General features: G+C 33.0%; 13 protein-coding genes. 9 read left to right on the top strand and 4 right to left on the bottom strand.

The genetic code is table 11. The features are described 5' to 3' along the window. The first annotated feature begins 1 nt into the window (after nt 1). Both ML436_13220 and sasK read left to right on the top strand, forming a co-directional pair. On the top strand, nt 2-385 hold the full coding sequence (locus ML436_13220) for an aspartate 1-decarboxylase (protein UMT78065.1): 384 nt from the start codon (nt 2-4) through the stop codon (nt 383-385). A 336-nt stretch (nt 386-721) separates the two neighbouring features. Further along, entirely contained in the window at nt 722-1,357 is a 636-nt protein-coding gene (gene sasK, locus ML436_13215; GenBank protein ID UMT78064.1) for an LPXTG-anchored surface protein SasK, read from the top strand. Nucleotides 1,358-1,465: 108 nt separating this feature from the next. On the opposite strand, the gene ML436_13210 is transcribed toward sasK, so the two are convergent. After that, nucleotides 1,466-3,148: a CocE/NonD family hydrolase gene (locus ML436_13210; GenBank protein ID UMT78063.1), complete on the bottom strand. Its 1,683-nt coding sequence runs from the start codon at nt 3,146-3,148 to the stop codon at nt 1,466-1,468. A 138-nt stretch (nt 3,149-3,286) separates the two neighbouring features. Here ML436_13210 and ML436_13205 point away from each other — a divergent pair, with 138 nt between their 5' ends. Continuing rightward, nucleotides 3,287-3,874 (top strand): TetR/AcrR family transcriptional regulator, encoded by a 588-nt coding sequence (locus ML436_13205; GenBank protein ID UMT78062.1) that lies wholly within the window; start codon nt 3,287-3,289, stop codon nt 3,872-3,874. Nucleotides 3,875-3,960: 86 nt separating this feature from the next. Here the strand turns inward: ML436_13205 and ML436_13200 are convergent, their stop codons facing one another. Continuing rightward, entirely contained in the window at nt 3,961-4,410 is a 450-nt protein-coding gene (locus ML436_13200; protein UMT78061.1) for a glyoxalase/bleomycin resistance/extradiol dioxygenase family protein, read from the bottom strand. A gap of 562 nt (nt 4,411-4,972) precedes the next feature. Here ML436_13200 and ML436_13195 point away from each other — a divergent pair. Beyond that, nucleotides 4,973-6,481, top strand: coding sequence for an FAD-dependent monooxygenase (locus ML436_13195; protein UMT78060.1), 1,509 nt, complete (start codon nt 4,973-4,975; stop codon nt 6,479-6,481). A gap of 193 nt (nt 6,482-6,674) precedes the next feature. After that, a complete protein-coding gene (locus ML436_13190) occupies nt 6,675-7,397 on the top strand; it encodes an epoxyqueuosine reductase QueH (GenBank protein ID UMT78059.1) in 723 nt (240 codons plus the stop codon). Between the two features lie 198 nt (nt 7,398-7,595). Here ML436_13190 and ML436_13185 read toward each other — a convergent pair whose 3' ends face one another. Together ML436_13185 and ML436_13180 are read right to left on the bottom strand one after the other, a co-directional pair. Then, nucleotides 7,596-7,871, bottom strand: coding sequence for a hypothetical protein (locus ML436_13185; GenBank protein ID UMT78058.1), 276 nt, complete (start codon nt 7,869-7,871; stop codon nt 7,596-7,598). 154 nt (nt 7,872-8,025) lie between these two features. Beyond that, the gene (locus ML436_13180; protein ID UMT78057.1) at nt 8,026-9,090 is read right to left on the bottom strand and encodes a quinone-dependent dihydroorotate dehydrogenase; all 1,065 of its coding nucleotides are present in this window, start codon (nt 9,088-9,090) and stop codon (nt 8,026-8,028) included. 217 nt (nt 9,091-9,307) lie between these two features. On the opposite strand from ML436_13180, the gene ML436_13175 reads away from it, so the two are divergent. The 4 genes from ML436_13175 (at nt 9,308) to ML436_13160 (ending at nt 11,456) form a co-directional block, all read left to right on the top strand. Then, nucleotides 9,308-10,174 carry a fructosamine kinase family protein gene (locus ML436_13175; GenBank protein UMT78056.1) on the top strand — a complete coding sequence of 289 codons (867 nt, stop codon included), beginning with the start codon at nt 9,308-9,310 and terminating at the stop codon, nt 10,172-10,174. 336 nt (nt 10,175-10,510) lie between these two features. Next, nucleotides 10,511-10,789 carry a TIGR04197 family type VII secretion effector gene (locus tag ML436_13170; protein UMT78055.1) on the top strand — a complete coding sequence of 93 codons (279 nt, stop codon included), beginning with the start codon at nt 10,511-10,513 and terminating at the stop codon, nt 10,787-10,789. Nucleotides 10,790-10,803: 14 nt separating this feature from the next. Then, the gene (locus ML436_13165; GenBank protein ID UMT78054.1) at nt 10,804-11,172 is read left to right on the top strand and encodes a hypothetical protein; all 369 of its coding nucleotides are present in this window, start codon (nt 10,804-10,806) and stop codon (nt 11,170-11,172) included. Continuing rightward, entirely contained in the window at nt 11,160-11,456 is a 297-nt protein-coding gene (locus ML436_13160) for a DUF4176 domain-containing protein (protein ID UMT78053.1), read from the top strand. Before ML436_13165 ends, ML436_13160 begins: the two co-directional genes overlap by 13 nt. The last annotated feature ends 191 nt before the right edge of the window (nt 11,457-11,647 follow it).

The following is an 11,647-nucleotide window of genomic DNA, read 5'->3' as shown; positions in this document are numbered from 1 at the left end:
AGTGATAAGAACAATGATGAACGCTAAAATTCATAGAGCAAGAGTGACTGAGTCAAATTTAAATTATGTAGGTAGCATTACGATTGATTCAGATATATTGGAAGCGGTAGACATCTTGCCAAATGAAAAAGTAGCCATCGTGAATAATAATAATGGTGCACGTTTTGAAACATACGTAATAGCTGGTGAAAGAGGTAGTGGTAAAATTTGTTTGAACGGTGCAGCATCAAGACTTGTTGAAGTAGGCGATGTAGTCATAATCATGACTTATGCACAGTTGAATGAAGAAGAAATTAAAAACCATGCACCTAAAGTAGCAGTAATGAATGAAGACAATGTCATTATTGAAATGATTCATGAAAAAGAAAATACGATAGTGTTATAAAATAGTATAGGTTAGAAACCTCTAGTAGATAACAATGTAGTTATCCATTAGGGGTTTTTATTTTTATGCCTATTGGGTTAGCGTAATAGAAGTAAAGGTATTATCGTTGCAATTTTATCAGTGTTAAATGATGGACATGTTTAAAAAGAAATAGTTTTGCAAATTGAATTTCAAAAAAGTATTCAGAATTTCTTTGGTAGAAAATAGAATTCTTAACTTAACGAGATAAGTTAATGACATGTTGTTTAGTTTTGTGAAGTGAAAAATATTGAATTGATAACAATTATATAATAAAATTATACGAAATAGAATGATGGTCTGAAGAAGGTGGATATGATGAAAAAAGTTATAAGTTTATTTGTTGCAATTTTATCAGTGTTGATTTTTACGGATAATGCGAACGCTGAAAATAACAAGCCTGAAGGTGTGAATGAAAACAGCAATTTAATACCAGTTAGACAACCGGATGCAAATTATCCTGGGCCAGTTAGTGACATAGCACGTGTGAAAAAACTTGATAATTTAATAGATGGCACGAAAGATCCAGATGTTATCAAGCAGTTGAAAGATGATAATGAGGTGCAGAATAATGCGGTAAAGGCAAATGGTTCTAAAATAGTATCGGACTGCAGACATTTACTAAAACATCCAGATAATTTAATAGATGGCACGAAAGATCCAAATGTTATTAATCAGTTGAAAAACGCCAAAGTAACATCGAATAATGGTGCTGTAAATCCAAGTGTTAAAGCAAATGATACTCACACAAAAAGTAATAAACAAATAGCTAAACAACAAAGTAATCATTGGGATAGCAAGGGCAAGTCTATACATAAGCAACAATTGAAAGAATTGCCAAAAACAGGCGTAAGCAATGAAAGTAATATAGCAACTATGGCTTTACTTACTGGTCTAACATTGCTTGTAGTAAGCTTTGTGACAAGATTTATAAAATTAAATAGCCATCAATAATAAAAAAGGCCACACCTTGGTTTGAGATTCCAAGCGTGTGGTCTTCTCTTGTTATACAATACTTTCACTATGTCACTTTTAATCAAAAGCGACCGTAATCGCTGCATATCAATTAATGACAGGAATGATTAATTGTGAATCATATTTACCACCAGTATAAATCATGTGCATGCCTTTATTTACAGTTTCTTCGTGCTCATAACGTGTTTTCATTCCAGGGGTACTATTACCCATTACAATTTCACTACCTTTTACAACAACTTCTAATGTTTCACCTTGTTTAAATAACGTTCCTGAAGGTAACAATTCGATTTCAACAGGTACAATCTCATCTTGTGACAACTTTAATTCTGTTTCATGTGTATGCCAAGGTTGCACAATTGTGGATTTTTCTTGATCTAATTCACGATGAGATACACGCAACCAACCAGTGGCAACTTGACCATTTTCAATATGATTAAAATCAGGGAAGTTAACTTCATTACCACGACGATCTAACTTTTTAATACCTGCAAATACATCCATATCGTCTGAGTCTGTAGTACGTACCCATAGTTTTAAGTTCATGTTTCCAACTAACTCAGTATCTTTGTCAAACGTATATTTAAAACGAACATCTTGTTGTTTATCCAAAGAGTCATATTGTGCGACATGCACGCTACTAATCTTTGCATGATTCAATGTGTGATTTTCAGCATTAAAATACAGTGGTGTATATTCTGTGTTAGGTAAAGGGAACGCTGATGCTGATTTGAATTCGCCTTTATAAAATTGATCTCTAACTTCGTAAATGACATGAGGTGTATCTTTCCAATCATTATTTTCCTCTTTAAGGTAAAAATCAAAGAATGCTTTTTGGCGTTCGAGATTTTCTCTAGCGTAGTAGCTTTCCCACTCTTTACGTCCGTGAACATATAGCCATTTTTCTTCTAATGCAGCTTGTTTAAATCCTTCAAAAGAGCCACGGTTGTGCAAACCTTGTGTAGACCAACTCGCACATGTTAGTAGAGGTGTTTTAATTTGTGATAATGGCACTTGACGCTGTTTCCAAAAATCATCGAACAATGGGTGCTCTTGTTGTGCTTGAATCATGTCTTCGATATTTGGATTATCTGTCCATCTCGCAAAAATACCTTGTATCCAGAAACGATAAAAGCCAGTATCCGGAATACCCCCGTGAAAGGCTACTTCTCTATACATATCATTTAATCCTTCCCAAGGAATCATTGCTTTTAAATGTGGTGGATTTAATGATGCGACCCACCATTGAGTCACCGCAAGATAAGAAACACCATTTGTTCCGATATTTCCATTACTCCATGGCTGTTTTGCTGCCCATTCAATCACTTCGTAATAATCTTCCGCTTCTCTTTTTGACCAAGGAGATAAGACTCCCTTAGATTTATCACTACCGCGTAATGCAACTTTAACTACGACATAATCATTTGGCACCCAAAATCCTGAATCTGGTGACTCTTCAGGTGTAAAACTAGATGTTGGAATTGCACCTAATGTTGGCCAAAGTGGACCCATATTTGTAATTTTAGGCTTATTATCTTTACCGTAAGTATCTGCAGACATGACTACAGGGAATTGTCCATCTTTGTTTGGTCTGAAAATATTAATATATAATTTTTCGCCATCGCGCATTTTTACAGTGACATCTTTTTCCATAATCATTTCTTGATTTCCATATTGAACACTGTCGACAACGATGTGATTAATACCGGCTTTCACTTCATTGACATTGGTTACAGTTAATTTTGGATTTCCTAATAAATGTTGGTTCATTGTTATCACCTTTTTCTGTTTGTATCACCTATATTAAACAGGTAAACATTGTGTGCCAATCATCAATGTTGGAGATTTGTAGGATAATGAACATAACGTTTATAATTGTTAAAAATCATTGGGGAGGACTTGAGACAAATGACTATAGATCGACGTATTAGAAAATCACAAGTTGCAATGAGAAATGCATTTCTGGAACTTTTATATCAGCACCAATTAGAAGAGATTACTGTGCAACAAATTGCAGATTTAGCTGATGTTAACCGTAGTACATTTTATACGCATTATTATGATAAATATGATTTTCTTGAAAAATTAGAAGATCAGCATTTAGAGGAAATAAGAGACTTTATTCATGGTGAAAACTTAAGTGAAGCAGTTAAGTTGTCCACAGATAACATCTATCAAATTATGACTGTTTTAATAGATATGATAGAGAAAGATATCGCATTTTATCAATTGATGTTTCGTATGGGTAAAGATTCAAATATACACGAAAAACTATATGACTTAATTATGTGTCATTTACAACGCTATAAAAATGAAAATGACCAAATTAATGGTATACCGTTTTCCTATTTCATGAGTTATGTTTCAGGTGCTGGGCTGTCTTTGATAAGACATTGGGTAGAAGATCCAAACCGTATAGACAAGAGTGAATTAATTAGGCATTTTAATACGATTGTCAATCAAGGGCCTGCAACGATAATTAAAAATATACAATAAAAATAAGGCAAGCGATGAATCGAGAGTGGCTTGCCTTTCTAAATAACGTTAGAACACATTATTAAATTATATCTTCAGCAATAATATTATTGCTGAATTGCAGTATAGTCTTGGCCATGTAACATCCAACGTACACCATATTTATCTGCAAATACGCCCATTTTACCACCCCAGAACTGATCAGCAAATGGCATTTCTATTTCAATTGAAGAATGTTCTTTAAGTTGCTCGTAAAATGCTTCAACTTTATCTGCATCTTCCTTATTGTTAACATCATAATCGATTAATAATGAAATACCATTATTAATTTTGTCTGCACGGCCAAAAGAATCAGAACATAAAACTTTAACGCCTAATACTTCAAATTCGGCATGCATTGTTGCTTCTTGAGCTTGCTCTTTAGTCATACCAAAATGTGGCGCTTGTTCTTCGCCAACTTCTAAACGTTTAACATCTGTTGCACCAAATACTTCTTCGTAATATGCAAGGGCTTCTTTTGAATTTTCAAAAGCGATATAAGGGAATAATGCTGTCATGAAAAACACCTCAATGTATTATTTTTATTGCTGACATCATGTTACATTAAAAATAGACAAAAGTATAACTTTAACGATTAATTGAAATCAATTTTTTGTAAAAAACATGATAAATTGGAGGATGAAATTACAAATCCAATTGTTTTATCTAAACTAGTGCTTTTACTTTTTGAACCATACATGAGGTCGCTAAATATCTTTTCGTAATCATATGTATTTAATCAATTCTCCTATAAATTTTAATTTTGTAATCCAGGCAAAACGCCTGAAAACCAATTTTCAAAATACAAACTTTCTATATGCACTTTTAGTGTGCATAACTTATTTACGTGGCATTTTATTTTTGATTGAGATTTTGAATATCTCAATATATGAATTATTTGATTGTTTAGACATAGAAAGAGCGCGTATAAACACCGTGGTAATTATGTAAGGTGATTAATTTTAATGAACACATATTTAAAAGTGTTCATTTTCTAATTTGTAGTAATTGAACACTTTAGCTAATCGATATATGCTTAATCAATAATAAAAAAGTAAATTGTATAGGAGATAGATAAATATGAACAATGGAGTATTAATAGTTGGCGCTGGCCCTAGTGGACTAGCTATGGCAATTTCACTAAGTAATCAAGGTGTTCCATTTAAAATTATTGATAAAAATGAAGGCCCGGGTACTGCTTCTCGTGCCATGGCTATTCAATCTAGAGTATTAGAATTCTACCAGCAATTTGGATTTGTAGATAGAATTGTTGAAAGCGGTATTGAAGCAGCTACATTAAACTTGTATAAAGATAAAAAAGCAATCGCACAAATTCCATTAGGTAAATTAGGCAAAGGTATTAGCCCTTATCCATATGTTTTAACATTACCCCAAGACATACATGAAAAAATTCTTGTTGATGAACTGAAAAACTTAGGTGGTCATATTGATTGGAAGCATGAATTAGTATCGTTTACAGATGAAGGTAATGCTGTAACAGCTAAAATTCAATCACCTGACGGTAGCGTTTCAACACAAACTTTTTCTTATATTTGTGGTTGCGATGGCGCAAGTAGTGTTGTTAGAAAATCACTTGATATTGGTTTCGCTGGTGGTACTTACCGACAAACCTTTTTTGTTGCTGACGTAGAAAATGGAACAGAATTAAAAGGTGCATCCATGGGCTTCCACGATAATTATTTTTGTATGGGATTTCCTGTTAGATTTAAAGGGCAATTGAGATTGATTGGATTAGTCCCTGACAATTTAAAAGTGGATGGTGATGCTCCTAAAGATTTTGTGACACTTATTCCTCATGTAGAACGTATCTTACCAATTAAGGTAAACAAGGTGAATTGGTATTCATCTTATCGTGCTCATCATCGTGTAGCCGAAAGATTTCGAGTGGGTCGCGTTTTCATTTGTGGTGATGCTGGTCATATTCATAGTCCGGCAGGTGGGCAAGGTATGAATACAGGTATCAGCGATGCACTTAATTTAGCCTGGAAAATCTCAGCGGTATTAAAAGGTGAAGCATCGACAAATTTGTTAGATACTTATGAACCAGAACGTATTGAGTTTGCCAAAAAATTAGTTAATACGACTGATACAGCTTTTCAAATCATGGTTAATAGTCGTATGGTTAAAAACTTTGTTATTCCTTTCTTAGCACCCAAATTATTACGTTTTAATACTCTGAAAAAATTATTATTTAAAACTATTTCTCAAACCAATTTAAACTATCATCAAAGTGAATTAAGTACTGGAGAATATGGCGAAATTAAAGGTGGGGATCGTCTACCATGGGTTTATAACGAAAACATTGATAACTTTGTACCCTTAAAATCATATAATTGGCAAATACACCTATATGGGACAATGACACAAGATGTTAAACAATTAGCCTATGAAACAGGGGTTCCAATGTATAACGTTCCTTGGAACAAATCAATGTATGCTAAAGGTATTAAAGAAAACTCAGTATTTCTGGTACGCCCAGATAGTTACGTATCTGTGGCTACAGACTCCAAGAATTTAGAACAAATAAAAAATATGATTCATAAATATAGTATTCGTCACTTAAACTAAATAATCTATGATAGAGAAGAGTATTGCAATTTGAACATCACTTTGTCAAATAGACATTAAATTAAATGCCCTCAGATTCATAAGGGATTTTCGAAATATAAATGTATTAAAATAAATTTCTAACTTTTTTGACTGACATTTAATACGAATCATATATAATAGAAGTTAATGATTAAATGTGGGAGGTTAAATCATGATTAATGCTGAACCAATTATTGGTAAAATGAAAAATCAAAAAATTAATTATGACAAGGTGCTTAAAAAGTTAATCGGGCAGTGGGAAAGAGAAGCAATCAGACCTAAAATCTTATTGCATAGTTGTTGTGCACCTTGTAGTACATATACATTAGAGTTTTTAACACAATATGCAGACATTGCAATTTATTTCGCGAATTCGAATATTCATCCGAAAAATGAATATTTACGACGTGCTAAAGTGCAAGAACAATTTGTGGAAGATTTTAATCGCAAAACTGGTGCAAATGTTAAATATATTGAAGCACCTTATGAACCGCACAAGTTTATGAAAATGGTGAAGGATAAAGAATTAGCTGATGAAAAAGAAGGCGGCTTACGTTGTACTGCTTGTTTTGAAATGCGCTTAGATATTGTAGCGAAAGCAGCTGTAGAACATGGGTATGATTATTTTGGTAGTGCAATCACGTTATCCCCTAAAAAGAACGCACAATTAATCAATGAACTTGGTATGGATGTCCAAAAAATATACGATGTGAACTATTTGCCAAGTGATTTTAAGAAAAGTAAAGGTTATGAGCGTTCCATAGAAATGTGTAATGACTATAATATCTTTAGGCAGTGTTATTGTGGCTGTGTCTTTGCAGCGATGCAACAAGGTATTGATTTTAAAACAGTTAATAAAGAAGCGAAAGCATTTTTAGAACAATATCCAGATTAATCATTGGAAATGAGATAAAAGTCAGGCGCATATGCAAGCCATGCCCCATTAAAAATCATCAAATAGAAACCCGAGACTTTAGTGAAATAAATCATACTAAAATCTCGGGTTATTTATATAATCGTATATATTGTTGCTATGATGAATAACCGGATTCTGGGACATCAATCATTGTCGCAGTTTCTATAATGGCATAGGTTACATCATTTTATGAACAAATCGTATAATTGCTAAAATGACAATGACAAGTGTTGAAATAAGAGAAAAAACTTTAAACTTTTTGTAGTCGTTTTTCGTTTCATTTTCACCTGTTTTCATCATTTCACGTAGCTCTTGCTCAATTTCTAAATCAAGATCTGTTTTACGATAACCATTTAAACCTTGACGTTCATCTTCTTCAGTTTGATTTTGTTGCTGTTTGTCTTTGTTGTCAGAAGTCGCTACTGTTTTTTTATTATCTGTTTCTTTAGCCATAACAAACGCCTCCGTTATAAAACGCTATATTTAATGATATATGATATTTAAGCCATTATTTTAAAAAATGGTGATAAATATATCTTCTTGAGTTATATCATAATTTTAATAAGACGATTCAGCAAGTTTTAAAGCATCATTTGACTACGTTGGGTTAAGCATCTAGCCCAATAATGTCACTAACATTGTCAAAATGATGATCTTTTAAGTAACGTGCGATGCCTTTGTTCATTTTCTTAGTTAAACCTGGTCCTTCAATAACAAGTGATGAATAAATTTGAATAAGTGACGCACCGTGACGCATCATTTTGATTGCATCTTCAGTACTGAATACGCCGCCTGTACCTATAATTAAAAATTCACCATTTGTTTGCTGATAAGCATACTTAATCAATTTTAAATTACGTTCAAATAATGGACGACCACTCAAACCGCCTTCTTCGACTTTATTAGCAGAAGATAAACCATCTCGTTGTCGCGTTGTGTTTGCTAAGATGACACCGTCAAATGTTTCAGTAATCGCCGGTAATAGTGCTTTTAAGCCATCGAAGTCCATATCAGACGTCAGCTTTAAATAAATTGGCACTGTTACATCATGTTGTTTTTTAAATGTTGTTAAAGCTTGGCATAACATTGAAAATTCATCTTTATCATGGAAGTTTTGAAGATTTTCAGTATTTGGAGAACTGATATTGACTGTGAAAAATGAAACGTCGTGTTTAAACGTATCAATAACCTTTATATAATCTTGATAACGCGCTTCATAAGGTGTCATTTTATTCACACCAACATTGATACCAACAGGTACTTGATAAGCATTTTTACGCAAATGACTTAGTGCTTTGTTCATACCAATATTATTGAAGCCCATTCGATTTATCAAGGCATCATCTTCTAATAATCTAAACATGCGTGGTTGAGGGTTACCCGGTTGAGGTTTAGGTGTGATACCACCTAATTCTAAAGCACCGAATCCAAGGTGTTCCAACGCTTTTGGTACTTCGCAAGATTTGTCGAAACCAGCTGCTAAGCCAATTGGATTGTCGTACGTATTACCTTGTATCGTTTGTGATAACGTTGGATTCTTATAAGTAAATAGTTTATCGACGACTGGGAATAAAACCGGAAACTTTTGTAACATTTTTAATGCATCGATAGTTAGTCCGTGTGCTTTTTCGGGTTCGATTTTGAATAAGAAAGGTTTAATTAATTTATACATGAGTATGCTCCTATTTCATTATATTTGAGGCTTACTATCCTCAACTTAATATATGTGAAATATATTCTTTTAATAGACTAGCATTTCCCTACATAATTTCCTAGTTAAAACTAAAAAGTTTTGAAAATTGACGCAAGTTTGAATAACGTTTTTGAGATTAAATCATCCTAATTAGGCAATATTATAGTATAAAGTAAGTAGATTGGAAGGTGTTTGTATGAATGAACAATGGTTAGAGCATTTACCTTTAAAAGATATTAAAGAGATTTCACCAGTGAGTGGTGGTGATGTAAACGAAGCATATCGAGTCGAAACAGACACGGATACATTTTTCTTACTTGTTCAACGTGGGCGTAAAGAATCATTTTATGCTGCAGAAATTGCAGGTTTAAATGAATTTGAGCGTGCAGGTATCACGGCACCTAGAGTGATTGCAAGTGGCGAAGTTAACGGTGATGCGTATTTAGTGATGACGTATTTAGAAGAAGGGACTTCAGGGAGTCAACGTCAATTAGGGCAACTAGTAGCTCAATTACACAGTCAGCAACAAGAAGAAGGAAAATTTGGATTCTCATTACCTTATGAAGGTGGCGATATTTCTTTTGATAATCATTGGCAAGATGATTGGCGTACCATTTTTGTCGATAAACGCTTGGATCATTTGAAAGAAGAGTTGCTAAATAGAGGGCTATGGGATACCAACGATATCAAAGTATATGACAAAGTGCGAAGTCAAATTGTGGCGGAATTAGAAAATCATCAAAGTAAACCGTCTTTATTACATGGTGATTTATGGGGCGGTAATTATATGTTTTTACAAGATGGACGTCCCGCATTATTTGATCCAGCACCATTATATGGTGACAGAGAATTTGATATTGGTATTACAACGGTATTTGGTGGTTTTACGAGCGAATTTTATGATGCTTATAATAAACATTATCCACTCGCAAAAGGTGCATCCTATAGACTTGAATTTTATCGTTTATATTTATTGATGGTGCATTTATTGAAATTTGGTGAGATGTACCGTGATAGTGTTGCGCATTCTATGGATAAGATTTTACAAGGTACAACAAGTTAGTTAAGACGTTAGATTGAGATAATAATATGCACAGATATTTTTACAATGAGAAGCGATACAGCTGCCTCAATAAAAATATTTGTGCTTTTTTATTGCTGGAAAATAAAATTTTAATCTCTAGCGCTAATTTCTGTAATGCAAAACAAGGTTGAGTTGCAATAAAAGTGATTTTCTAACTTTTCGTCCAATAAAATTCTGGGAATGATACATATTTATTGATACAATAAATTTGAATATAATCATAAAACAATATTTAAGTATAATTGAAAGTTTGAACATCATATATTGATACAATTTCTAATAATTTTTAAATAATTTAAATGGGAAGAGGTGTAAATGATGAGTACAGTTCAAAGTGATATTTTCAAGACCAATAGTGCATCATCGTCTATTAAAAGTGCTGTTGAAACATGTAATAATGTGTCGAAACCGGATAAAGATGAAAGTACAACAGTAAGTGGAAATAATAATGCTCACAGTGTGATAGACGATTTGATTAGTAAGAATCAATCTGTTGCTGAAGCAATAAGAAATGCGAGCGATAGTATACAAAAAGTTGGCGAAGAATTTAATCAAACAGACGTAATGATTGGTAATGAAATTAGCAAAAATTAAAACGTGGTGAAATGATGTCTAATAAACTTGCTGAAATCAATAAAATAATCACAGCGAAACATAAGCAAATGGATGACTTATATGACGAAAAGCAAGAGGTTAAAGCTTTGATAAATGAAAGTGATGAGCTTAATCATTCGATAGAACAATTATATCAACATTTAGGTGACCGTTATCATAGCAGTAATATGTCTAGTCGTATGGAACAGTTCCATGATGAATTTCATTTTGCGAAACGACGTTCAACGGAAGCGTTATACGAGCAACAACAGCAAATTCAAAATGGCATTCGTAAAGCGGAAGAAGAGATGATTGACTTGGAAATGCGAAGGAATGTTGAAATTGAGACGGTGACAATGGAGGAAAATAAATGGAAACAATAGGAAGCATTATTTATTTAAAAGAAGGTTCGCAAAAGTTAATGATTATTAATAGAGGACCAATTGTAGAAATTGAAAATCAAAAGTATATGTTTGACTATTCTGCATGTAAATATCCCATTGGTGTTGTGGAAGATGAAATTTATTATTTTAACGAAGAAAATATAGATTCAGTTATTTTTAAAGGTTATTCTGATCAAGATGAGGATAGATTTCAAGAGTTGTTTGATAATATGAAACAAAATTTGGATAGTGATATACAACGTGGAGAAGTTACACAACAATAAAGAAATACTTTATCTATGGAAATTAGTATTTCTTATGCATGAGCTTTACACATGTATGTCTACTTTATAAGTACACATGAGCTGTGTCTAATGTGTAAGAATCTGGGACATAAATAAATGTTCTAGGCTCTAATAAATGTCATTCGCAATCAATTGAACGTATCGTAGCATCCTTAAATTTAATAAAATCC

It is taken from the genome of Staphylococcus roterodami (assembly GCA_022493055.1).
In the GTDB taxonomy this organism is placed as follows: domain Bacteria; phylum Bacillota; class Bacilli; order Staphylococcales; family Staphylococcaceae; genus Staphylococcus; species Staphylococcus singaporensis.
The sequence above is the reverse complement of the archived record's forward strand: the minus strand, read 5'-3'. Positions and strand labels throughout refer to the sequence as shown.

Excerpts from the sequence above, each read along its gene's own strand:
- ML436_13175 (UMT78056.1), top strand. The coding sequence starts at position 9,308 with ATGAATGAACAATGGTTAGAGCATTTACCTTTAAAAGATATTAAAGAG.
- sasK (UMT78064.1), top strand. The coding sequence starts at position 722 with ATGAAAAAAGTTATAAGTTTATTTGTTGCAATTTTATCAGTGTTGATT.
- ML436_13180 (UMT78057.1), bottom strand. The coding sequence starts at position 9,090 with ATGTATAAATTAATTAAACCTTTCTTATTCAAAATCGAACCCGAAAAA.
- ML436_13160 (UMT78053.1), top strand. The coding sequence starts at position 11,160 with ATGGAAACAATAGGAAGCATTATTTATTTAAAAGAAGGTTCGCAAAAG.
- ML436_13195 (UMT78060.1), top strand. The coding sequence starts at position 4,973 with ATGAACAATGGAGTATTAATAGTTGGCGCTGGCCCTAGTGGACTAGCT.
- ML436_13165 (UMT78054.1), top strand. The coding sequence starts at position 10,804 with ATGTCTAATAAACTTGCTGAAATCAATAAAATAATCACAGCGAAACAT.
- ML436_13190 (UMT78059.1), top strand. The coding sequence starts at position 6,675 with ATGATTAATGCTGAACCAATTATTGGTAAAATGAAAAATCAAAAAATT.
- ML436_13170 (UMT78055.1), top strand. The coding sequence starts at position 10,511 with ATGATGAGTACAGTTCAAAGTGATATTTTCAAGACCAATAGTGCATCA.
- ML436_13210 (UMT78063.1), bottom strand. The coding sequence starts at position 3,148 with ATGAACCAACATTTATTAGGAAATCCAAAATTAACTGTAACCAATGTC.
- ML436_13185 (UMT78058.1), bottom strand. The coding sequence starts at position 7,871 with ATGGCTAAAGAAACAGATAATAAAAAAACAGTAGCGACTTCTGACAAC.
- ML436_13200 (UMT78061.1), bottom strand. The coding sequence starts at position 4,410 with ATGACAGCATTATTCCCTTATATCGCTTTTGAAAATTCAAAAGAAGCC.
- ML436_13205 (UMT78062.1), top strand. The coding sequence starts at position 3,287 with ATGACTATAGATCGACGTATTAGAAAATCACAAGTTGCAATGAGAAAT.